26 protein-coding genes are annotated in these 23,593 nt (G+C 45.3%); 11 read left to right on the plus strand and 15 right to left on the minus strand.

Translation table 11 applies throughout. The features are described from left to right. Positions 1 to 41: 41 nt before the first annotated feature. From FFM75_RS10320 to FFM75_RS10350, 7 genes are all read left to right on the plus strand, one after another. On the plus strand, positions 42 to 1,274 hold the full coding sequence (locus FFM75_RS10320; RefSeq protein ID WP_137629096.1) for an aminotransferase-like domain-containing protein: 1,233 nt from the start codon (positions 42 to 44) through the stop codon (positions 1,272 to 1,274). A 279-nt stretch (positions 1,275 to 1,553) separates the two neighbouring features. After that, entirely contained in the window at positions 1,554 to 2,366 is an 813-nt protein-coding gene (locus FFM75_RS10325) for a transporter substrate-binding domain-containing protein (protein ID WP_137629097.1), read from the plus strand. A gap of 86 nt (positions 2,367 to 2,452) precedes the next feature. Next, positions 2,453 to 3,151, plus strand: coding sequence for an amino acid ABC transporter permease (locus FFM75_RS10330; RefSeq protein WP_171001484.1), 699 nt, complete (start codon positions 2,453 to 2,455; stop codon positions 3,149 to 3,151). An 11-nt stretch (positions 3,152 to 3,162) separates the two neighbouring features. Continuing rightward, positions 3,163 to 3,924 carry an amino acid ABC transporter ATP-binding protein gene (locus FFM75_RS10335; RefSeq protein ID WP_137629099.1) on the plus strand — a complete coding sequence of 254 codons (762 nt, stop codon included), beginning with the start codon at positions 3,163 to 3,165 and terminating at the stop codon, positions 3,922 to 3,924. Between the two features lie 140 nt (positions 3,925 to 4,064). Next, complete coding sequence (locus FFM75_RS10340) at positions 4,065 to 4,382, plus strand: PadR family transcriptional regulator (protein ID WP_137629100.1); 318 nt, start codon at positions 4,065 to 4,067, stop codon at positions 4,380 to 4,382. Continuing rightward, entirely contained in the window at positions 4,379 to 5,017 is a 639-nt protein-coding gene (locus FFM75_RS10345; RefSeq protein WP_137629101.1) for a DUF1700 domain-containing protein, read from the plus strand. The genes FFM75_RS10340 and FFM75_RS10345 overlap by 4 nt, the downstream gene beginning before the upstream one ends. Then, on the plus strand, positions 5,001 to 5,933 hold the full coding sequence (locus FFM75_RS10350; protein WP_137629102.1) for a DUF4097 family beta strand repeat-containing protein: 933 nt from the start codon (positions 5,001 to 5,003) through the stop codon (positions 5,931 to 5,933). Before FFM75_RS10345 ends, FFM75_RS10350 begins: the two co-directional genes overlap by 17 nt. 117 nt (positions 5,934 to 6,050) lie before the next feature. Here the strand turns inward: FFM75_RS10350 and FFM75_RS14075 are convergent, their stop codons facing one another. From FFM75_RS14075 to FFM75_RS10360, 3 genes are all read right to left on the minus strand, one after another. After that, positions 6,051 to 6,455 (minus strand): GGDEF domain-containing protein, encoded by a 405-nt coding sequence (locus FFM75_RS14075; RefSeq protein ID WP_223876662.1) that lies wholly within the window; start codon positions 6,453 to 6,455, stop codon positions 6,051 to 6,053. After that, positions 6,442 to 7,227, minus strand: a complete 786-nt coding sequence (locus FFM75_RS10355) for a hypothetical protein (protein ID WP_223876663.1) — start codon at positions 7,225 to 7,227, stop codon at positions 6,442 to 6,444. The genes FFM75_RS14075 and FFM75_RS10355 overlap by 14 nt, the downstream gene beginning before the upstream one ends. 261 nt (positions 7,228 to 7,488) lie before the next feature. Further along, complete coding sequence (locus FFM75_RS10360) at positions 7,489 to 8,574, minus strand: YdcF family protein (RefSeq protein WP_137629103.1); 1,086 nt, start codon at positions 8,572 to 8,574, stop codon at positions 7,489 to 7,491. 150 nt (positions 8,575 to 8,724) lie between these two features. On the opposite strand from FFM75_RS10360, the gene rlmD reads away from it, so the two are divergent. Both rlmD and FFM75_RS10370 read left to right on the plus strand, forming a co-directional pair. Next, positions 8,725 to 10,170, plus strand: coding sequence for a 23S rRNA (uracil(1939)-C(5))-methyltransferase RlmD (gene rlmD, locus FFM75_RS10365; protein ID WP_137629104.1), 1,446 nt, complete (start codon positions 8,725 to 8,727; stop codon positions 10,168 to 10,170). 25 nt (positions 10,171 to 10,195) lie between these two features. Beyond that, positions 10,196 to 10,633: a hypothetical protein gene (locus FFM75_RS10370; RefSeq protein ID WP_223876664.1), complete on the plus strand. Its 438-nt coding sequence runs from the start codon at positions 10,196 to 10,198 to the stop codon at positions 10,631 to 10,633. A 133-nt stretch (positions 10,634 to 10,766) separates the two neighbouring features. Here FFM75_RS10370 and FFM75_RS10375 read toward each other — a convergent pair whose 3' ends face one another. The 9 genes from FFM75_RS10375 to FFM75_RS10415 all read right to left on the minus strand — a co-directional run bounded on the left by FFM75_RS10375 (position 10,767) and on the right by FFM75_RS10415 (position 19,519). Beyond that, entirely contained in the window at positions 10,767 to 11,585 is an 819-nt protein-coding gene (locus FFM75_RS10375) for a Cof-type HAD-IIB family hydrolase (RefSeq protein ID WP_137629106.1), read from the minus strand. 1 nt (position 11,586) lies between these two features. After that, positions 11,587 to 12,348 (minus strand): DeoR/GlpR family DNA-binding transcription regulator, encoded by a 762-nt coding sequence (locus FFM75_RS10380; protein WP_171001480.1) that lies wholly within the window; start codon positions 12,346 to 12,348, stop codon positions 11,587 to 11,589. Positions 12,349 to 12,540: 192 nt separating this feature from the next. Then, positions 12,541 to 12,987 carry a MerR family transcriptional regulator gene (locus FFM75_RS10385; protein ID WP_137629108.1) on the minus strand — a complete coding sequence of 149 codons (447 nt, stop codon included), beginning with the start codon at positions 12,985 to 12,987 and terminating at the stop codon, positions 12,541 to 12,543. 82 nt (positions 12,988 to 13,069) lie between these two features. Then, entirely contained in the window at positions 13,070 to 13,933 is an 864-nt protein-coding gene (locus tag FFM75_RS10390; protein ID WP_137629148.1) for an SDR family oxidoreductase, read from the minus strand. Positions 13,934 to 14,076: 143 nt separating this feature from the next. After that, on the minus strand, positions 14,077 to 16,071 hold the full coding sequence (locus FFM75_RS10395) for a PTS sugar transporter subunit IIABC (protein ID WP_137629109.1): 1,995 nt from the start codon (positions 16,069 to 16,071) through the stop codon (positions 14,077 to 14,079). 14 nt (positions 16,072 to 16,085) lie between these two features. Then, on the minus strand, positions 16,086 to 17,738 hold the full coding sequence (gene treC / locus FFM75_RS10400) for an alpha,alpha-phosphotrehalase (RefSeq protein ID WP_137629110.1): 1,653 nt from the start codon (positions 17,736 to 17,738) through the stop codon (positions 16,086 to 16,088). Positions 17,739 to 17,901: 163 nt separating this feature from the next. After that, positions 17,902 to 18,549: an endonuclease III domain-containing protein gene (locus FFM75_RS10405; RefSeq protein WP_137629111.1), complete on the minus strand. Its 648-nt coding sequence runs from the start codon at positions 18,547 to 18,549 to the stop codon at positions 17,902 to 17,904. A gap of 143 nt (positions 18,550 to 18,692) precedes the next feature. After that, entirely contained in the window at positions 18,693 to 18,935 is a 243-nt protein-coding gene (locus FFM75_RS10410) for a hypothetical protein (RefSeq protein ID WP_137629112.1), read from the minus strand. 26 nt (positions 18,936 to 18,961) lie between these two features. Continuing rightward, the gene (locus tag FFM75_RS10415) at positions 18,962 to 19,519 is read right to left on the minus strand and encodes an NADPH-dependent FMN reductase (RefSeq protein ID WP_137629113.1); all 558 of its coding nucleotides are present in this window, start codon (positions 19,517 to 19,519) and stop codon (positions 18,962 to 18,964) included. Positions 19,520 to 19,750: 231 nt separating this feature from the next. Between FFM75_RS10415 and FFM75_RS10420 the strand changes: the two genes are divergently transcribed. Next, positions 19,751 to 21,001, plus strand: coding sequence for a hypothetical protein (locus tag FFM75_RS10420; RefSeq protein ID WP_223876665.1), 1,251 nt, complete (start codon positions 19,751 to 19,753; stop codon positions 20,999 to 21,001). A 48-nt stretch (positions 21,002 to 21,049) separates the two neighbouring features. On the opposite strand, the gene FFM75_RS10425 is transcribed toward FFM75_RS10420, so the two are convergent. Continuing rightward, positions 21,050 to 21,706, minus strand: coding sequence for a hypothetical protein (locus tag FFM75_RS10425; RefSeq protein ID WP_137629115.1), 657 nt, complete (start codon positions 21,704 to 21,706; stop codon positions 21,050 to 21,052). 188 nt (positions 21,707 to 21,894) lie between these two features. Here FFM75_RS10425 and FFM75_RS10430 point away from each other — a divergent pair, with 188 nt between their 5' ends. Then, a complete protein-coding gene (locus FFM75_RS10430) occupies positions 21,895 to 22,380 on the plus strand; it encodes a Fur family transcriptional regulator (protein WP_137629116.1) in 486 nt (161 codons plus the stop codon). A 58-nt stretch (positions 22,381 to 22,438) separates the two neighbouring features. Here the strand turns inward: FFM75_RS10430 and FFM75_RS10435 are convergent, their stop codons facing one another. Both FFM75_RS10435 and FFM75_RS10440 read right to left on the minus strand, forming a co-directional pair. Continuing rightward, positions 22,439 to 22,669, minus strand: a complete 231-nt coding sequence (locus FFM75_RS10435; RefSeq protein ID WP_137629117.1) for a PLDc N-terminal domain-containing protein — start codon at positions 22,667 to 22,669, stop codon at positions 22,439 to 22,441. Positions 22,670 to 22,737: 68 nt separating this feature from the next. Then, positions 22,738 to 23,583, minus strand: coding sequence for a metallophosphoesterase family protein (locus FFM75_RS10440; protein ID WP_137629118.1), 846 nt, complete (start codon positions 23,581 to 23,583; stop codon positions 22,738 to 22,740). Between the last annotated feature and the right edge of the window lie 10 nt (positions 23,584 to 23,593).

Raw genomic sequence — 23,593 nt, forward strand, 5'->3', positions numbered from 1 at the left:
AATTAATCCTGAGTTAGCAAATTATATGTGGGGGCAATATTATGAAAGAATTATTAGCACAACGCGTTTTAACTAATGACACGTCTGATTTAGATGAGATTTTCAAGAATAGCGCCAATCCCGCGAACATTTCCTTTGCTGGCGGGTTTCCAGATCAGCATCTCTTTCCAGCTGCTGAGTTACAACAAGCTTACCGTGACGCCATTGAAACGACCGGTCCAAGCCTATTCCAATACGCATCGACCCAAGGCTTACCAGCCCTACGGCAAAAATTAGCGGACCGGATGCGGTCACATGCTAGCGTCGATGTGACGGCTGACGATATCTTATTGACCCAAGGTGGCCAACAAGCCATTGACCTCGTTGCCAAGTTACTACTAAACCACGGTGATGCCATGGTCGTTGAAGGCCCAACTTATATGGGCGCCTTGGCAGCTTTTGACACTTACGAACCAACTTATTATGAAGTTCCGGTCGATAATCACGGCATGGATATCAAAGTCCTCCGCCAGACCTTAAAAGCCCATCCTGAAATCAAATTAATTTATACCGTCCCAGATTTTCACAATCCAACCGGGACGACTTTAAGTGCGAAACGGCGCCAAGCCATGGTTGCGTTAGCCAACCAATATAATGTCATCATTTTAGAAGATAGCCCTTATCGCGACTTGCGTTATAGCGGCCAAGCACTGCCAGCCATCAAACATTATGATACTGAAGGCCGCGTCATCTTTATTTCGAGTTTTTCTAAAATCTTGTCACCCGCTTTGCGAACCGGCTGGTTAGTCGCATCACCGACCTTGATGACACAACTCATCGGCTTAAAATCAGCCATTGATGTCCAATCACCAAACATTACGCTAGCGGCGATCAACACTTATCTTGACCAACACGATATCGACCAACATATCGCGACGATTAATCAAGCTTATCGCGAAAAACGCGATGCCATGTTATCGGCCTTAGATCGTTATTTCCCTAAGAACGTGACTTACACCCGGCCTAACGGGGGCTTCTTCATTTGGGTCACCTTGCCAACCGGCATCGACGCGCAACAGCTCTTAACTGATGTCGTGTTACCACAAGCACACGTGGCTTACGTCCCAGCGGCTTGTCAATTCGCCAGTCGCCAAGTCAAAAATGCCTTCCGGTTAAACTTTACTAGCTTAGATCCAGTAACGATTACCCGTGGCATCCAGCAACTTGGTCAGTTACTTCAAACCCAAGTCACCCCGAAACCAACTGCGACTTGGACACCCGCTATTCAACTTTAACCCTGGTAATCAGTCTTAAAAAACTAAAACAGATAGCCCGTTCAAAAGGCCACCAACCGAAAGTTAGACTTTCGATTGGTGGCCTTTTAGCATAAAATTCCAAATAGGCATCGGGAAGGGCTTTTAGTGCCCCTCGTTTTTTATTAAAGTTTCGATGAGGAAAATTGCAGACCAGCGCACCCTCATTTAAAATACAGTAAGTACTTATTTTTTGTCAGTCGACTAGTTTTCATTTATGATAAGAGCTGTGTCAAAAAAATTAGGGAGTGTCATACGATTATGAAACGTTTTGTAAAAAAGTTTGGGTTGGCATTATTCGGGGTCGCTTTAGCGGTCGTCTTAACCGCTTGCGGTAATAATACCAGCAGTAGTTCAAGTAAATCAGGGGCTGACTTAGGGTTACAACAATCGGGGACGCTAACCGTTGGGTTGGAAGGAACCTTCCAACCTTATAGTTACCGTAAAGATGGTAAGTTAACCGGGTTTGAAGTTGATTTGGCTAAAGATATTGCCAAGAAGATGGGCGTCAAAGTCAAATTTGTTCCAACTAAATTTGACTCTTTAATTGCTGGGCTTGATGTCAACAAGTACGACGTGGTCATCAATAACATCGCCCAAACGAGTGCCCGCGAAAAGAAGTACTTGTTCTCAACCCCATATATCTACTCAAAATCAAAATTGGCCGTTAAGAAATCCAACAAGTCAATCAAGAAGATTACCGATATTAAAGGTAAAAAAGTCGCTGAAACGACGACTAGTAACAACGCCAACGATGCCAAACGGATGGGCGCAACGATCACCCCAACCGATGGGTTCCAACAATCAATTGATTTAGTTGAACAAGGTCGGGTTGCCGGAACCATTAATTCTGGTGAATCGTTCTACTCATACTTGAAACAAAAGCCCAACGCCAACATTCGCTTGATCGATGCTGGTAACGAAATTGCGACACAAAAGATTGGCGCTATCGTGACTAAGAAACATACCAAGTTACAAAAGCAAATTTCAAAAGCAATCCAAGACTTACGTCAAGATGGCACGTTAACCAAATTATCGAAGAAATACTTTGGCGCTGACGTCACTAATAAATAAGCACCATCCCGCCTGGACTGACCGTCCAGCGGTTACATAGCACCATTTCATCACACTTATAGGAGGCCTTCATACTAATGGATTCCATTTGGCACATTATCGTCACCTCAACGCCGCAAATTGCGGCGGCAGGGCTTAAATATACCATTCCAATTGCAATTATTTCCTTTGCGCTCGGCTTGATTTTAGCGGTCTTAACCGCGCTCGTGAAACTTTCACCACGGCACGGTTGGTTCTCAATCTTAAAAGCCATTGCTTACTTTTACGTCTGGTTATTCCGGAGTACCCCACTGTTGGTCCAATTATTCATTGTTTACTTCGGCTTACCTTATTTGAAGGTTCAAGGGCTTTTCCCTAATGGGATTCAACTCGACCCGTGGACCGCTGGGATCATGACCTTTTCCCTAAATACCGGGGCTTACTGTGCAGAAACGATTCGCGCTTCGATCTTATCGATTCCGCAAGGCCAGTGGGAAGCTGCTTATTCCATCGGCATGACCAAGACGCAAGTGCTCAAACGCATCATTTTGCCACAAGCAGCCCGCGTCTCATTACCACCGTTATCCAACAGCTTCATCGGGCTCGTCAAAGATACCTCATTGGCGGCTTCCATTACGATTATTGAAATGTTTGAAGTCAGTCAACAAATCGCCGCTCAGAACTATCAACCACTGGTCATGTATTCACTAGTGGCGGCCCTTTACGCCATCTTATGTACCATTTTAAGCTGGTTACAAGGCTATCTCGAAAAACGGACATCACGCTACATTCGCCCAGCTAATTAGGAGGGTCTACCATGATTAAATTCGAACACGTCAATAAAACGTTTGGTGACCATCCGGCGTTAGTTGATATCACCACTGAATTTCAAGCACACCAAACGACGGTAATCGTTGGCCCATCAGGATCTGGCAAGTCAACCTTACTACGTTCGCTAAATCTACTTGAACGCCCTGAAAATGGCCAATATCACTTTAACGATACCACCATCGATTTTGCCCAACCGCTTAACAATAAAACGATTCTCAACTTGCGGCGCAAAACCGGCATGGTCTTTCAAGGCTATAACCTCTTCCCACATCTAACGGTCGTTAAAAATGTGATGGAAGGTCCCGTGCAAGTTCTAAAGCAAAGTCCGGCTGACGCTAAAGCCAACGCCTTAACGTTACTTGATAAAGTTGGTTTGGCAGATAAAGCCGACGCTTATCCTAGTCAACTATCCGGTGGACAACAACAACGGGTCGCCATTGCCCGTTCACTGGCGATGAACCCGGAATACATCTTATTAGACGAACCCACTAGTGCGCTCGACCCTGAACTAGAAGCTGGTGTCTTACGCGTCTTACTTGAATTGGCCCAGGAAAAGGATTCCATGATTATCGTGACCCATAATTTAGAATTCGCCCGGGCGGTTGCAGATAAGATCTTATTCGTCGAAGATGGTAAGATTTTATTTGACGGCACCCCCGCGGCTTTCTTTAAACAACCAACGCAACGCATCGCTGACTTCTTAGCCGCGATGACGTTTACCGCCATCTCTGATAAGGCCACTGATTAATCACCCAAACATCGCCCGTAACTGCCTTAACTGGTCGTTGCGGGCTTTTTGTGTTAACTAGATTTGACAAAAATACGGGAACTGCTATACTTTTGATTGCACAATACTATACGACGTATAATATAGCAGGAGGAATAGTGATGGCCATTCAAATTAGCTCAGAATTGCTTGATGGCTGTGTACTCGCATTATTGCAGACCGAGGATTACTACGGTTATGCCTTAACGCAAAAGCTACAGGCCACCATCCCAGTTTCTGAATCGACGCTTTACCCAGTCTTACGTCGCTTGAAAAAAAATGGCTGGGTCACGACTTACGACCAAGCCTATCAAGGACGTAATCGCCGGTATTATCAACTGACAGCCAACGGGTCTGAACAACTCGTGACCATTCAACAAGACTGGCAACTTTATTACCAAGCCATTAATACGTTACTAAAGGGGGACGCACCAGCATGACGGACTACTTAGATAAATTCGCAGCCCTACTCGTCCAATTACAAGCAAATGAACGTGACGAAGTCCTGGCATTTTATCGGGAATACTTGCTTGATGCCAATATTCAAACTTATGAGGCCTGTGTGGCTGAGCTGGGCACGCCAAAACAACTCACCCGCAAAATTCTAGCCGATTATTCAATTCGCTTTAATGAAACCATCGGCGAACACCCCACTAAACATCAAAAATCACGGGCAAATATGCGGGCCATTTGGTTGATTGGCTTAGCATTACTCTCAACACCTATCACCATTCCCGTCGCACTAGCCATTTTAGCGATGATGGCGGCACTAGCCATCTTGGTCTTTGCCATTGTGATTGCCATTATCGCAATCATTGCCGCCATTACCATGACGGCCTTAGCTGGGTTAACTGCCGGGGTCGGAGTCATAACCCAGTCACTATGGACCGGCTGCTTTTATATCGGTGCTGGTTTAGCCATTATCGGCGGTGAACTATTAGTCTTCCCACTGGTTATCTGGTTCTTTAATTTAATGATTCAAGGCGTGGCAACCATTGCGCAACGCCTCTATCACCGGTTCGTGAAACGTAATCGAGCCGAACGGGAGGGTCGTCATCATGAAAAAAACCATTAAAGTTGGGATTGTTTTACTCGTACTGGGTGTCATCCTCGCCATCTTAGGAATTGCCAATAATGGAATTCAATCGGTTTATTGGGATCAAGGCTTCAAAATCGCCAAACAACGCGTTCAAGTTTATCGTCCTAAACAGATTAAATCGATCACATTAAATTCCGATTTAGCGATTATCGTTCGCACCGGTGACACCACTAAGATCCGTGTGGCCTCTTCTCATGACAAACCCACGGTGACAACTAAAGCTGGGCATGTTACGATTACCTCCAAACATGCCAGTGATTTACAGACTGTTGGTTTTCACTTCAGTCCAGTTTTAACTGATGCCACCGTTATTACCGTACCGCGTGGGACCGTCCTCAATCAGTTGACCACGACGAGTCAGCAAGGTGACGTTCGACTAAGTGGAATCAAGGTCCGTCAAATCAACTTGGCCAACCATGGTAATGTCACTTTAAACAATGTCAACACTGACAAAGCCTTAACGCTCAATACTAACGATACGGTGCGATTGACTAACGTCACTGCCCCAAGTCTACAGCTGACGACCACGAGCGCCGATTTACATGTGACGACGAGTCAATTCAATGCTGGCCAATCTAATTTAACGACCACCAATGGCAACATCACGATTCGCCAAACGGCGTTTACGCGAGCCCAATTGCGGACAACTAATGGCAACGTGACGTTCAATGACAACCAAGTCACCAAACGCCTACATGCTAATACGACCAACGGCAATATTCATGTTCAGGCGCCAACCGATACCGGTATCAATGCGATAACCTCATCTGGCAACTTGACGATTTTTAACTGGCATCAAACTAACCAACATCAGCATGCCTATCGACCACGAGCCACAACACAATATCAACTAACCACGACTAGTGGCAATATTAATGTATCGGCCAGCTAGTAGCGACAAAATAAGGGCTTCATAACAACAGCTAGTTGTTATGAAGCCCTTATTTTAGTTGATTTCATCAGCCAAGCCAGTTAACGAAATCGTTTGCATTTGTAGTCAATCTAAACTTCAATTTGTCAATGCCATCGTAACACCTTCGACGGTTATCCGATTACGCCCCGCTTTTTTAGATTGGTATAAGTAATGATCAACGCGTTTGAACCAACTATTGAAGTCAGTATCAGTCGCTTGTAGCGCTGAAATACCTAACGAAACTGTCACATTTAAAGATTGACCGTTAGCCATGACCGGTTCTTTTTGTAACGAATCTCGAATCCCCGTCACGACGCGTTGGGCATCACTGGGTGATAACCCCCGAAAGATGATCACGAACTCTTCACCGCCATAACGAAATAATTCACCACGTGAGGTTTGTTTGAAAAGTTCCTGATTAAAGTGTTGGGCAACATGTTTTAAAACAGCGTCCCCCGTCAGATGACCATACTCGTCGTTAAATGACTTAAAGTGGGTCAATATCAAACATCACCATCGTAATCGGAATCCCAGGGTGCTTTTGATAAACCCCAAACACGCCGGTCGTAGTGGTATCAAAGTTGGCACGATTGCGCACTCCCGTTAGTTCATCATAGTTGATCGCCTGATCCAAACTATCCAAATGGTCAATAATATTCGTTAATCGTTTAACGAAGAACCGAATGACCCACATATAACCGATAAAGACCACCAACACATTAATCGTATAAATCAAGTCAAATGGATGGACCGACCAAATGATAAAACACCAGGTGCCCCCATAAACGACTTGTAGTAATAAGTACTTCCACTCCGTGTTCATCACATCGGCGCGATTATGTGCGATGTAAATAATCGCACTCGTCAATAACACTGTCATTCCGATAAAAACCGCCACATAATGGCCGCCATGTCCCATATACATGCCTTGCGCATAAAAGAAAATTGGCATCCCAATATTTACGATTTCAACAGGTAGATTACGCATCATATATAAGCTAAACAATAAAACCGTCATTTGCGCAATCGCATAGCCCCAACTTAACACGTCTCCCGAGTTGATGACCCAAAAGGTCTGTCGTAGCAAAATCACACTGCCGACAACCACGACTGCTTCAAACGCATGGATCAAGGCCACATAATGACGTGGTAATTTTAGCGCACGACGTTCCAGGTAATACGTCATCGCCGTCATTACGGTAATCAGACCAACTGTAATGAGGGCAATGATCGCGGCTTTAACATTCAAAAAGTCATTCAAAAAATTCTCCATAAAGTACAACTTATCACCCCGCACTTTTGGCTACATCGCTTTGCTTTAATAATATTACCATTAAGTCCTTTAAACTGTTAGTTCTAAAGGGGAAAAGGCCGGTTAGTTAGCTTAATTAATCAACAAATTTGTATACCAAATGATAACCTTTAAATATAAAAAAAGCCTGATTTAACAGGCTTTTTCGTCATTGATGCAATTAAGTTAATGGTCAACTAACTCGGACAAAACTTTTTTACCACAAGTCACGCTACCACTAACTTACAAGGTTCCATTTAAAATATCGATCCATTCTAACAAACAAGTCAAAACAAGCATCAACACGATTGCTGCTGCATGCCACCATTTCCGCTGTGCAAAGATCGCAATATATTCACGAATAATCGCATCTGGTAAAAAGAAATGTGCCGTTCTGGCCCCAATACCGTCTGCTTTTAACCCCGCTTGCTTAGCAAAGATGCCAGCTCGTAACGAATGGTAGTTATTCGTAACAAAGATCGTTTTAGGGCGGTTAATCGTACCTTGGTCAATCAACTGTTTACTAAACTGCATATTTTCTAATGTGGTTTTCGATTGCGTTTCGGCCCAACCGTTAGTGGCCGGTAAGCCTTGCTTGATCGCATAAGCTAACATTGCTTGGCCTTCTGGCACCGTTTCATCGCCGCCTTGACCACCTGAAAAAATCATCACCGCCGGATGACCAGTTTTGCGTTGTTGTTTCTGATAAAACTGGTAGCCCCGCATAATCCGTTGTGCCAGCAAAGGCGATACTTGATCACCATGTAATAAGCCAGCACCCAAAACAATAATATAGTCTTGAATATAACGTGGATGATTGAACTGATAAATCACCAGCATCGTCAAGTAGTTATAAAACCAAAAAGCCACGTAAAAGATCACTAGATTCGGAAATATGGCCATAAAACTGCTGACGACCGGTGGCACATGGCTACTAATGGCACTTGCTAGTAGCGGTAACACCAAGATGGCGACACCTAAAATCAACGTTAACATATTGGCTAACGTATGACTCTCACGTTTCCACATGAGCCACGCATTCCATAATAATAAGAATGCCTGCAAGACAAAGACTGCCCCGATCACCATCAAGATCAGCACAAAGATCGCCACACTCACAATAATCAACGGATGATTATTCGTCCCTAAAATCGTCATTGCCAGTACCGCCATTAATGAATAAAAGAATAGCGAAAACCAAATCCCATTGCTTAATCGAACCTTATCATGATGATAACGCCAACCAAAAATCACGCCAAACGTGATTGGTACGACCCATGCCCAATAAGCTTCGGCCGGAATCGGTACCCAAACCGCTGCATTACTCACCCTGTCATCCCCCCTTAAAAGTCTGTTTAAGCATAGCATATTTACTTTAGGGCGCAACTTAATTCAACCCGCCAACTATCAAGTTATACAGCCGCCATGCTATAATAGTTGGCAGACAGTTATACAGAAAACGAGGTTAACTAAATTTATATGAAACCAACTAATCATTATCCAAATCGACGACAAGGTGGCCATTTTCAAAAGCGTCAACAGCCTCAAGCAGCCGTGCAAAGTACGGTTGAACTTGGACAACGCTTTCCATTGACCATTAAACGCTTAGGAATTAACGGTGAAGGGATCGGTTATTACAAACATGTGATCACCTTTGTCAAAGGCGCCTTACCTGGTGAAGTCGTCGTCGCTGAAGTCACCGCAGTCCATCCGCGCTACTTAGAAGCTAAAATCCGGAAGTTACGAAAAATCAGTCCCGACCGGGTGGATCCTCAAGATGCCTATGCCGGTGAAGTCGGTGGCTTTGAACTGGAACATTTGGACTACCCAGCACAATTGAAATTTAAACAAGACGTCGTGCGCCAAGCGCTCGAAAAGTATCGGCCAACTGGCTACCAACACTATGACATTCGCCCAACGATTGGGATGTCGATGCCTTATGAATACCGTAACAAGGCGCAATTCCAAGTTCGAGTTCTCGATGGTCACGTGGCGGCGGGGTTATACCGTGAAAACAGTCATGACCTGGTTGACTTACCTACTTGTTCGGTCCAGATGCCCGTCACGATGACTGTGATGCGTCAGTTGGTCCAATGGTTAGAAGAATTACAAGTGCCAATCTATGATGAAGCCCACAACTCTGGGATCGTTAAGACCATCGTCGTTCGGGCCGCGGCAACGACTGAGGAAGTCCAAGTCGTCTTAATTACGAACACGCCTAAATTGCCTAAAAAGCATCAATTGCTCATGAAGATTGCTGAGAAACTCCCAATGGTTGTTTCGGTGATGCAAAATGTCAATGTTGGCAAAACATCACTTATTTGGGGTGAACAAACCACTTTATTGGCTGGTAAAACCACGATTACCGATGCCCTCGATGGCTTAAGCTTCGACTTATCTGCCCGGGCATTCTTCCAATTAAATCCCCATCAAACTAAGAAGCTTTACCGCCTAACACGTGAAGCCTTAGATTTAGCACCTAACGAAACCTTAGTTGATGCTTATTCTGGGGTTGGGACAATTGGGTTATCGTTAGCAGATGTGGCCAAAGAAGTCCGTGGCATGGATACGATTCCAGCAGCCGTAGCCGATGCGAATGCCAACGCCAAACGTAATGGGATTACCAATGCCCGTTACGAAGTTGGCCCAGCAGAAGAACTGTTGCCACAATGGTTAGCAACTGGCTTTGCGCCTGACGCGATGGTCGTTGACCCACCACGTACCGGGTTAGATAACGTCTTGATCGATGCAATTTTACAAAGTGCACCCGAAAAGTTAGTCTACATTTCTTGTAACCCATCGACCTTGGCACAAGATTTACGGGAACTCACCCGAGGTTATCAAGTGGATTACATTCAATCGATCGATATGTTTCCACAGACGGCGCGTTGTGAAGCAGTCGTCCGCTTTACCAAGCGCCACTAAATTCATGATAAAGGGGTAATTCATCATGGCAGCTGACAGCCAAATTGCGTTAGCGATGACCTTCACATTACGGCCACCTTTTAAAACGCACTTCTTACTATTAAAAGATTACGTGGCGGATGTCCGAATTCCCGCGCGGGATGGAATGTTAACAACTTTAATCGCGAAAAACATTCCCTTATCACCCGCTTTAGAACAACTCTTAACGATTTTTGATGATGTTAAGAATCCGATCTACTGGCAATTACATGATCAGGCGGTCGCCGCTTATTTCGATCAATTTCCAGACAAGCGCCCCATCTTGCCACTTGACTTATTGCAAGTCGTTATCAATACGTTATCTGAACAAGGATTAACCGATGCGCAATTGCGCCACACGATGACCCTCGTCTTTGAACGTCTACAAACTAACGAGTTCAACGGGCGAACAGCACAACGTATTTTGACACAATTAGGCCAATAACCATTCAAATGAGCCACTAAAAAAGTCCGTCACTCCAATGGTGACGGACTTTTTGCTTATGACTTAATTATCTCGGCTTAGCGCCAAACCGGCTTTTTTAGCTTAAAAATAAAGCTGGTGACTGCACTTTGGTCTAGTCAAAATATTGTTGTAACACTTGATAAATGCCATCATGATTATTGTCTGTGGTGACAATATCGGCGACTTCTTTAACGACTTCTGGCGCATTCCCCATCGCAACACCGATTCCGGCTAAATGTAACATCGCTAAGTCATTGAAGTTGTCCCCAAAAGCAATCGCATCGGCTGGCGTTAATTGATCATCCGCGATCAACACTTCTAACGCCTTGGCTTTCGTAACACCCGCGGCAACGATTTCAAGATACGTATCTTTGGACCGATAGGCCGCAATCGCCTTAAAGGCTGGTGTTTGTAGCTTGGCGTTAATTGCCGTAATGACCGATGCATCCGCCATAATCAATAATTTGTGAATTGGAGCGGCGCCTTTGGCGAGCCAACTCGCCAGGTCGGTGATTTGGGCGGGGTAACCAATGCCGGCGGCTTCTTGACGTTCCCACGACCCATTTCGTTGAGCCAGCCAGTCATTATTACTGTAAATATTAATTGAGGCTTGCGGCCAATTTTTGGCGATTAACTTTTGCAATTTGCGGGCGACCTTACGATCAATTGGCCGTTCTTCAAACACTTTCAACTGATCTTCAGCATCCGTTTTCGCTGTCAACGCACCATTATAGGCAATCATTGTCGAATCAATGCCTAATTCTTGGGCTAATCCCCACATGCCTTTAGGTGACCGGGCGGAAGCTAAGACCATAGTTGCCCCTTGGCGTACAGCCGCACGAATCCCCGTAACCGTCGCTGGTAACATCTCAGCTTGATCGTTTAGTAACGTACCATCAATATCGCTTAAAATTAATTTTGGTTTTGTCATGTTAATCATCCTCCGCTAAATTGATAAAAGTTGTCGTTGGGGTAAACCAAGCGCGCTCAGTTGGGGTTAATGGTTCATCAGTAATCACGACTTGTAGTTGGGCCAACCGGCCACCACAAAAACGAGCTGGTTGACCAAATTTACGATGTTCACAGACTAAGATGCCCCGATCCGTTTGACTTAACGCTTGCCGCTTGATCGCCGCATCGCCCGCATCACTATAAAATAAGCCTTGGGCACTCACGGTTGCCGCACCAACTAAGACTTGGTCAAAATGAACCGGTCGTAAAGCCGTTAATGCCGCTGTCCCAGCCATAAAGCGATTGGTTTGATTTAGCTCACCGCCGAGTAATTGTAACGTTACCGCAGGATTGGTTGCCAGACTAATCGCGTTATCTAGTGAATGAGTATATACCGTACAATGTTGCCTTAATAATTGGGTCAATTTCAACAAAGTCGTCGAGACATCAATAAACACGTACTGATTAGCTGTAATCAAAGGCAAGACGCGGCGCGCCAATGCCGTTTTAATCGCGGTAAATTGCTGCAGCCGATCTTGATAACTTGGAATGCCGATGCCAAAATTCCGCACTTGTAACCCACCATGGATCCGTTGCGCCAATCCACGTTCGGTCACTGCGACAATATCTCGGCGCGCCGTATCTCGTGAAACGGCTAATGCCGTCATAACATCGGCAACGCTCATTTGACGCCGTTGATCAAGCTCTTGTAACAATTGTCGTTGCCGGTCCAATTGATTCATCGTAACCCCGCCCTTCGATTTTAGGACAAGCATAGCGATAAATTAAGTATAAATCAAGCATTTGTAAGTATTAATTTAAAAAATGTAAGCATTAGCTGGGTGTAACCCCTGATTAAGGCTGAATCAACAGACAAAACTAACGGCCTGATGAAAATTGAATCTTCATCAGGCCGTTAGTTGCTTGAGCTATTTTTAAGCTCTTGGTTTTAAAATAAACTGCGGTCGTTCATCGACCAACTTTGCAAATAATTCTTGGGTTGGATCTGGATCAAAGGGGCCTAAATCAACGATGATCTCCCCATCATCGCCGAGCTGGAACCCTTGATAGCGGTCAAACAAAACGTGATACATCGTTTGTGCTGGACGCATCCGTTCATCGACTTGGTCAGCAGCGGCTTTTAACGTATAACCAGCTGCCAACAAATTACTCATCGCCGCGGCTTTAATAACCATCTTTAACGTATAAATGCGGGCTCGACCAGGTTCGTCTTGATTCTTAGGAATAATGTACCCCTTTTTTTGCCAGTACCGCAATTGCCGTGGCGAGACACCAGTCATCTTACTTAATTCACTAATTCCAATCGTTAATTGTCCGCGATGAAACAATTCCCGAAAGTCCCCGAGCGATTTTTCAGCCATGCTGGCGCCTCCTTTCCGTTAATTTCATACCATAAATTATAGCATGGAATGACGGCTGGGCGGCGATGAAGTTAATGATAAGCTAGTCTTTAGCCAACTCAGTTTGTAAAAAGGCCGGCAAAGACTGGGCCGTGTGACCCATAATTATTTCGTAATCATCACTAACAGTGGCCAATAATCCTTGGGCACCACCCGCATACATCGATGCCAACATCTGACCTTCATCACCTTGGTTGTATAAGGCCTTAAACTCAGCCAGACTCACCGGTTGATACCCAATCTTGTGCCCAGAAACATTGCTTAAAACGGCCGCTAAAGCTGGCATCGTATAATGTCGTGGTTGCGTTAACGTATAGATACGCCCACTTTGGCGCAAAGCTGGGGTGGTCGCAACTTTAGCAAAAGCTGCCGCGCTATCCGCCTGACTAATAAAACTCAACGCTTGATCACCCATCGGATAAATCACATTTTGCCGTTCAACTAGTTCTGGCAAATACGGTACCAAGGGGTCGGCATACAACGCATTACGAATAATTGTGTAAGACAAGTTCGAGGCAGCCAACCGCCGCGGTACATACCCATAAAACGCCGATAAGCTAAACGGATTATCGACTTGATCAGCGATAAAGCCCATCACTAATAAGTGTTTGACCCGACTCGTTTCGGCCGCAGCTAGCACATGCTCAAATTCAGTCACCCGACTGTAACTATCATGACTCTTACTCGGAATGTAGATTAAAACATCACTATCGGCAACGACGGGCTTCAAACTCGCCACATCTTGGTAATCCATGCCTGTCACCATCATGCCTTGGGCTTGAAAAGCCGCGGCTTTACTAACGGTATGTACCCCTAGATTTAATTGTGTTGCTGGCACTAACTTCGCTAAGGCTTGGACAATTTGGGTGCCTAGATGACCCGTCGCACCAGTAATCGTATATTTCATCATGTCATCGCTCACTTTCTTGTAACTTTATAAGTTACATTAAAACGTAAGTCACTAGCTTTGTCAAGCAGCCGCCCTTGAGCAATTATTGGCGCCAAAAAAGCGCCTGAGGACTTATCCCAGGCGCTTTTTTTAACGTTAGCCTATGCGGCTTGTTCACCTAAATGTTTCTTCTTTGGTGCCGTTTTAACATTTTTAACATCGGCATCGGAGAACCCAAACATATACGTTAAGGTGAAGGAGACAATAATATCAACTAATGATGCAATCCAGAAGCCCCAGAAACTGAAGTCGAGTCCCTTTGGATTGACGAAGGACGTAAAGCCGATCAATGAACCGGCAAAGCCCCACATGTTAACATGCATCAGGCCGGTTAAGAAGCCCCCAACGGCACCACCAATGCTGGCAGTGACGAAGGCCCGACCATATTTCAAGTTAATCCCATACATTGCGGGTTCAGTAACCCCAGAGAAAGCTGAAATCGTTGCTGGCCAAGCCAATTCTTTGATGCTGGCTACTTTAGACTTCATGGCAATCGCTAAGACGGCCCCACCTTGAGCGACCATCGTTGCTGAAACAATCGCATTTAAATAACTGTGACCAGTTGTGGCAATATCGTTGGCCACGATTGGAATAATCGCCCAGTGTAACCCAAAGATAACCAACACTTGATAAAAGCCCCCGATGATCAACCCAGAGATGGCTGGACTCAGTTCGTAAATCTTAACAATACCCAGTGCCAAAGCGCCAGATAAAGCAGTAATGATTGGGCCAAGGAAGAGTAAGATCACCCCAGAAATTAGTACAACTTCAAGTAATGGGACAAAGATCATCCGTAAGACGGTTGGAATCACCCGTTTGAGCCATGGTTCCAACTTAGCTGCTAACCAGGCCCCAGCAATCATTGGGAAGATCGAATACGTGTATGAAGCCACGTGAACTGGTAAGCCAAAGAAGTCAGCATTGATCGCCATCCCTAATAGGTGACTCGTAACTTTACCGGTCGTCGCAATATTCACGATGGCTGGATAAGTCAGCACCCCACCGACGATCCCCATGATAATTGGATCTGAGCCTAATTTCTTAGCGGCGGTAAACCCAACGAAGATTGGCAGGAAGTAAAAGACTGAATCGCCCATCGCATTAATGATGACGTAAGTTGGTGCCGTTGCGGAGACAATCTTAAAGGAAGTCAGTAAGGCTAAGACCCCTTTTAAGATCCCGGAAGCAGCCAACAAGCCAATCACTGGAATCATGGAGCCCGTGATGACCCCGATCAAGGCACTAAAACTATGTTTAACTTTTTGCCAAGGCGTCATCTTTTTCCATGCGGCTTTATTGGCTTCTTTTTCCATCGCGACCATTGACGCATCGTCATCCCCAAAACCAGGGCCGAGTTGCTTAACGACAGCATCATAAACATCGGTAACCGCTGGGCCAATCACAACTTGGTATTGACCACCAGCTTTCGCCACATCAATGACCCCTTTTAAGTTCCGAATCGTATCATCGTTGGCTTTAGCTTCATCTTTCAAATAGAACCGTACCCGGGTGATACAGTGAATCACACTCTTCACATTATCAGCGCCACCGATATTTTCAATAATTTGCGTCGCTAACTGGTCATATTTATCACCAGTAGCAGCGGTCGCAACGGGCTTTTTTTCTTCGGCCGCTTTTAAGTCAACTTCAGCACCAACGGCCCCAGCTTTAACGGCGCCCAACTTAGGTGCTAATTGCGACACTTTGTCGTTTGAGTTCGTGACTGCCAAAATCACGGTTGTTTGTTTACCGGCCGTTTGAATCGCCGCTAAGTCCATCGTCCCGATGGCATCGCCAGCCCGAACTTCATCGCCCACTTTAATATTCAGCTTAAATGGTGGATTATCCTTTAATTCCACCGTATCAATCCCTAAATGCACCAAAACTTCCAAACCATCGGCGGTCGTAAATCCAATCGCATGTAAAGTTGCCGCCACCATCGTAATCTTACCGGTTACTGGTGCGACCACTTGATCCTGGTCTGGCTCAATCCCAAATCCTTGACCCATCATGCCTTGTGAAAAGACTGGGTCTTTAACTGTATTTAACGGGATAAGTTGTCCCGTAATTGGTGATACTAATTGCACTCGTTTCATCGCGATGTCCCCCTTTATTTGTCGCGTAATAAGGCAATTGACTGATATGGCTGTAAAGTAATAGCGTTACCGACGACCGCACGATCATAATTTGAGATCAACACGCGTGCCCCCACAAATTCCGGTGGCAATTCGACTGTCGTCTTACGCCCATAAAAATTGTTAAGCACGGCTAATTGCTGAGTCGCGGTAGTTCGCAAGTAAGCGAGCACTTGCGGATGGTCCAACAAGAACGGTTGATAATCCCCATCAGCAACCACGGCGACCTGCTTTCTTAACTGAATTAACCGTTGGTAATAAGCAAAAATCTCCCCATGATCTAACTCGGCGGCGACATTAATCGTCGCTTGATTGGTTGGCTTTAACCACGGTGTCCCGGTCGTAAAGCCAGCCGTCTCGGGGGTCGCGTCCCATTGCATCGGGGTCCGCGCATTGTCCCGAGACTTAACATGCACTAAGTGAAAGGCGGCACGGTCGCCGTGACCCTGTGCCCGTAACTGCTGATAAGCATTGTGTGATTCTACATCGACATAATCATCAATCGTGTGATAATGCGGATCCGTCATCCCAAGTTCTTCGCCCATATAGATAAACGGTGTCCCACGTAACAAATGAATCACCGTCGCTAACATTTCCGCCGATTTTTCACGGTAATGCTCAGGATCACCGAACCGATTCAACGCCCGTGGTTGATCGTGATTGTTCCAAAATAATGCTTGCCAACCACCTGCAGCACTCATCCCTTGGGCCCACTCATTGATGATCTGTTTGAGGGCCATAAAATCAAATGGCCGGTCGGTCCACTTATTGTCATGGTCATAATCGACTTTTAAATGATGAAAGTTAAAGACCATCGACAATTCATGGCGATCTGGTTGCGTATAAGCCACGCTATTGGCTAAAGTCGCCGAAGATAATTCACCCACGGTCACATCATGGGTATGCTGACCAAAGCTAGCGGCATTCAGCGCCTGTAAATACTCGTGAACAATGGGCCGATCCGTATACAACATCTTGCTACTCATCCCGGCTGGTGCATCTTGTAACTCGGCATCTTTGCCGATGACGTTGATGACATCAAATCGGAACCCGCGGACCCCTTTAGCTTGCCAATAATTGACAATGTCCGCGGCTGCTTGGCGTACGGCCGGATTATGCCAATCCAAATCGGCCTGCGATACATCGTAAAGATGCAAATAATACTGATCTGTCTCACCAAACTTGGCCCACGCAGAACCCCCAAACTTAGAATGCCAATTAGTTGGGGCACTGCCATCGGCTTTAGCGGGGCGAATATAATAATATTGCTGATACTTTTTATCACCCGCTAAGGCTTTTTGGAACCATTCATGTTGCGTTGACGTGTGATTAAACACCATGTCCAGCATGACGTCGATATTAACGGCATGTAACTGACGAACGAGTTCCTCAAAATCAGCCATGGTCCCAAACCGTGGGTCGATTTGATAATAGTCTTCGATATCGTAACCATTGTCATGCTGTGGTGATACAAAGAACGGGTTGAACCAAATCATATCGATATTCAACCGCGTTAAATATGGAATCTTGGCAATAATACCGGGAATATCCCCGATACCATCGCCATTGCTGTCGTAAAACGACTTTGGGTAAATCTGATAAATCACTTTTTGCGATAGTCGCACCATGGTCCCCCCAAACCTGAGTTAAATTGAAGCCTCTTTAGGGTTAAGTAAAGCGGTTTCATTTCTTTATCGCATTCATCATACCGACCTTTTGCCCATCAGTCAAACAAAAGCGTAATATTTATTCGTTCATATTAAGGTTATACTGTTCAATTAATTAACTGAACTAAAGAGCCAAGTGTTGCGTTGATAAAAACGAGTTCGCAAAGTCGGCCGGCGTCTTCACCTGCTTGCCAAATTCCACGATCAACGCGTGCCATTCCCGGGCAGTGGCGAAATCATAGTCCCAAGCGGCCATAATCTCAGTTTGGGCTTTCAAATAAGGACGCGGTAACGCTTGGCCTAACCACGCAAACAGCCGGCGCAAATAAGTGTCGACAATAATCGTCGGATTATCAAAGACATACATGGAAAAGTAATCTGCCGTTTCATCGCCGATACCTGGTAAAGCTTTCAACTCCCGACGCACCTGTGCAGCCGGCAACTGGCGTAAAGTCGCTAAATCAAACTGATAGCGCCCCGCCCATTGTGCCAGACCTTGTAACGTCGGAACTTTTCGCGTATAGAATCCCGCTGGTCGCACTAACGTGGTTAAGTCCGCTGTCGACAACTGCAATAACGCTTGGGGCTCAAATTGCGTCGCTTGTTTTAAATTAGCCAACGCATAATCGACATTACGCCAATTGGTATTTTGAACCAAGACGCCACCCCATAAAATCTCCCACGGCGTCTCAGCTGGTGCGATTCCTGGCTCTAACCAATGTTGTGGCCCCATATTAGTCAACATAACTTGATATAATTCTGCAATCGTCATTTCGTAACATCCTTTCACGTGACCTTTTAATGCCAGCATACCTTAATCCCTGCCGCCACTGGGTTTCAAAGTTCTAACGACAAAAAAACGTGTGCCAGCCTAGAATGCTAGCACACGTTGATATCGTTTGAATGGCGTTGGTTTTAGCTACGTTTAACCGTCAAGACAATGTCAGCTTCTTTGCCAGCTGGCTTGACCGTTTCTTGATAGTTTAAATCAGCATCGTCAAATAATGTTTTGATTTCGGAACTGACTACTTCGAGGTCACGAGTATCCCCTTTTTGCCGTCGAATGTAGACCACGTATTGATCAGGTTGTTCTTCCAAATCATAGTTAACATCTTCATCGTTTAAAATCACATAGATTAACTTACGTTCATTGTTCATCCGAAATTACCCCTCAACTATTAGTTTTATGCTTCTTGAATACGAGCTAAGTCATGCGCAAACTGTAAGTAGTTGTGCATGCAGTGGTCAAGCCAATCAATTGATGCTTGGTCGGTTAAGTCACCATCATTATTGAACTTGTTTTGGACCGTGCCCATCAAATATTCATTGCCAGGTAACGCCCGTGCTGCCACACCGGGAGAATCCAAAATTTGTCGTAACGTGCCTTGTGCGCGAACGGTGCCCAAAGGCCCCATCGTTGCGCCCAAAATCATAACTGGTTTGCCTTTTAAAGGACGTTCGACCCGTGATAACCAATCGATGGCATTCGCCAAAACACCAGGAATACTATGATTGTATTCCGGTGTAACAAACATTACACCATCGGCCTTTAACACACTTTGTTTAAAGTCGTTGACGACGGCTGGGGCTTCTAATTCAATATCTTGGTCATAGAATGGCAAGTCCTTTAATACCGGGATACTAACTTCAATTTCGTCAGCATAACGCTGTTGCACAAATTCTGCTAATTTTTGATTATAGGATGCATGTCGGACACTGCCGACGAGGGCCACAATTTTCATGGGGCGAACACTCCTTTAAGCTGTATTTACTTTAAGTATAACAGTTTTTTCGCTGCTCGGCGGAACCGGTTTCAAGTTCCCGTAACTTTTTTTCGGCAATCATGAAAAAGAATGTCAACTCATCGTTAGGCCATGTTTTCTTAACTTTTTTCAAAACTGAACATCCCACCCATCCCGTCACCAATCAGTCTGTTATACTACTGTATAGAGAATTTGATCGGGGGTCTTAATGTGTATTATCGTGGTGAAGCGCTAGATTTTGTGAATATGCTCCTCACGGACACGGCCGTGCCTTTAATGCGGTCACGGCTGGTTTTTTCTAGCAAAATCGATATCGAACGGCTCAAAGCAGCCGTCTTATCCTCGGCGCAGATCGTCCCCGAGATTTTTGCCCACTATCAAGCAGACCATAATCGCTTTGAAGTGACTAATCAACAAGTTGATGACTTAGTCATTGAAGCCCAAAGTCCGTATAGTCCGGAAAACTTTGATTTTAATTTTAATACAGGACCGCAATTGCGGCTCTTTGTCATCCATCATGATCAATATGATGTTTTGCAGGCTTTTATGAGTCACCTATTGGCTGACAGTGTCGGCTTTAAAGAGTACTTATACTTATTAGCGCAAGCCTACAACCATGATGAGTTAACTGAACTTCAAAACGAACGTCGGTTGCGCCCGATCATTACGAAGATGCAACGGCAGTTCCAACGACCACGTAATCGTGCCGACTTACCTGGTAATGCCGTAAAATTACCCCATTATCAGGGCATTAACTTGCGACATGTCGGCCATATCATGTTGACCAGCAAGCAATTTATGCGCGTTCGACAAGTCGCTAAAGCGCAAGATGTTGGCATTAGTGAGGCCATTTTAGCGGCTTATGCCAAAGCACTACAAGTCTTGACGGGACATACGACGATCACGTTGCCGTATCCCATCAACTTCCGCCACTTTACCCCGGCCGTCGAAAATGTCACTCGAGTCGCTAACTTAACCGGGATGGTTTATCTCAATATCAAAGTCGATGTGGATGCCCCGTTTGCAGCGCTGGTCCAACACGTCCATGATTTATTGGCGGTTGAACGGGCACATGCCGCCTTCTTGTATCGCTTGGTTAATTTACAGAAGATGAACCACACGATGCCAGTTGGGCTAATGCGTAAGTTCACCCAACGCTGGTTAGCACAACAGCCGTTAACCTATACCAACTTTGGTGTCGTTGACCAACAAAAGCTGCATTTTCATGGCTTAACAGTTGTTAACTGTGTCTTTTCGGGGGCCTTTCGCCCAACACCGGCTATGGAGATCGCCGCCAGCACGTTTGCTGGAACGTGCACGTTGAGTTTTAACAGCATTGGCTCCGAGCGCGACTATCAATTAGGGATGAAGATTTTAGAAAATATCCAAGCCCAATTATTGGTTTGGTCGCAATCAACCGTAGTCGCTACAGAAGTAACGGCCGCCAGCGATGAAAATTAATGCTACTAAAAAGACGTTGTATCAACAACGTCTTTTTTGATGCTCGGTTTATTTAGGAAACGGAATAATGATGGCTTTTTTAAGTTGCGTGCATGCGGGTTGATCTAGCAATTCCTCTTCTTCATCATCAGCATAACCTTGCGCAACCATCGTCCCATTTTGCCCGGTCTGCCACTGTAAAGCGGGCGCCTGCACCACACTCATCAAGCCACCAGCTGCCAAATTGACCCCATACTGCTTAAAGTTGGGCCAGATGCGAATCGGACTCGTCGTCGGTGCGGTGGTGACTTGTGCCAAGTCAGTAATTGTCACCATAATCTTGGTCACTGGTTGAAACGCTGACTTTAATAAGTTCGTTAATAAACCATCATACAGTCGAAAAATAGCACCGGCCGATGGCTGCCAGACCGGACGTCCGGCTTGCAACCAATTCAGACCAAATGTCAGGGCAATTTGTTGCTGACTAATATCCACTTCATTGGGGACCACCGCTAAAGTCGCAGCTGCTTGCTTAATGGCCGCAGCCTGTTGGTCACCATGTTGCACGGTGCAAAAAACAGTAAATCGTGGAAAACAACTCGTCAACGACGCTACATGATCGGCGGTTAGCGCTGTACTGGCCGCTAAGACTGCCGACAAACCTAGTTGATACCACCGTTCATAGCGAACCCGTGCGATTGGTAAAGCTGGCACAATTTGGGTCATCACCCTCACCTCCGATTCCCGATTTAGCTAAGCTTAGTCTAGGCGACGACAATTGAACTGACAAGGGTTTCTGGCAAAGTCATTATTAAGTTTAGTAAAAAGTTCAACCGGCTAACGTTTCTAAATTGGAATCCTTCTAAAAAGTGTGGTTTAATAAGGGTGAATCTTAACAAAGGAGGGACCGTATCGTGGCAATCGATATGCTAAATCAAGCGATCCAACAATTAAAAGACCACAAGATTCGGGTGACCCCCCAACGTCAGATTATCTTGACATACTTGGTCACCCATCATAATCATCCATCTGTCGAAACGATCTATCAAGATCTTGACACCCAGCTACCAAACTTGAGTTTGGCGACTGTTTATAACACTTTAAAATTATTCGTTGATTTGGGCATCGTTATTGAACTTCAAAATGGTGATGCTGGTACCCATTACGACTTTTTCGGCCGGCCACACTATCATGTCGTCTGTGACAACTGTGGTAAGATTACCGATGTCTTTGAACCAGATTTAAGTAGTGTTGAAACTAAAGCGGCTGAGCTCTCTGGTTACTTGGTCACGAGTCATAATATGGAAGTCTACGGTTTGTGTCCTGACTGTCAAAAACTTTTGGGTGTCACGCAAACGGCTGACTTGAAGCGGTTAAACTTAACCCATTCTGAACCGTAGCTAACACAAAAGCGTCGACCGTTTTAATTGGTCGACGCTTTACTTTTCTCATAAATCATTAATCACGACTCTGACCAAATGCGAAGTACAGCCATGGCCCAATTGGTTGCACAAATGCAAGCAAGAACCAACCAATCTTATGACCACGACGAACTGATTTAGCCCGGATAATATCTGCGATCACGATACTTGTCGCTGCAAATTCAAAAGCCGCAAAGGGCGCTATGCGTTGCCGCACGTGCCGTGAAAGTTGATGACGTTGTGCATGAGCTTGCCAACGTGATGACATTGTCATCGCCTCCTCATCGAGTTTGCCATCATTATACGCCGTTCGCCATGCAAACGCTATCACGTCTTTTAAACCAATGGTGGCCGCTTAGTCAAAAACTTCGTTGATGGGATTTGTAAGGCATCAATCACTTCTGGTCGTTGTAATAGCTGGCGAATCGTGACACCGACTTGCCCACGATCAACTGTAATAATTTGATAGCTACTCCCCTCACGAATCTCATGGAGTTGGGGATCAGTACAGTTAATTTCGTAAGCCGCCGAACCAGCCACCACGTTCAAAATATTATCACCGATTAAGTAACTCGTTGCAAAGTGCACGTGCCAAGCAAAGACGCCACCAATATTATGACCTCTTAAAACCGACAATAGCGCGGGGGTATTTTGTAAAATCGCATAATGCATATTTTGCATGGTCGGACCATCTAATGGATGATGTAAAAAGATAAAGGCACGTTTTGTTGGGGCTTGTCGCAAGTGCTTACCGAGCCATTGTAATTGTGCGGGTGAAACCCAGCCAGCTTCAAAACCAGTAACTTTGGAATCTAAAAAATAAAAATCATTATTCCCGATACGCATCCGGCTCGCATAATACGGCCCCGGATCAGCTGGCAAATACCCCGCATAAAACGCCTCGCGATTATCATGGTTGCCTAACAGTACGCGAACATGACAGTCAAATTCAGCTTTCATCATATGAATGACAGCATGTAGGCGTTCATAGTCATCGGCCGCCCCACCGTGTAGCAAATCACCGGTAAAAACGATCAAATCTGGTTGATAAGGTAAAGTTCGAATATCTTGAATAATCGCCGTTAGCTTTTCCCATGGATCAGTACCTTGCTGATGCGCTGGGACATCACCGTGCGGCGTTAGGTGGGGATCAGAAATTTGAATAATATGCAATCGTTGCACGCTCAATCAC

The organism is Lactiplantibacillus daowaiensis (assembly GCF_005405085.1).
GTDB lineage: Bacteria > Bacillota > Bacilli > Lactobacillales > Lactobacillaceae > Lactiplantibacillus > Lactiplantibacillus daowaiensis.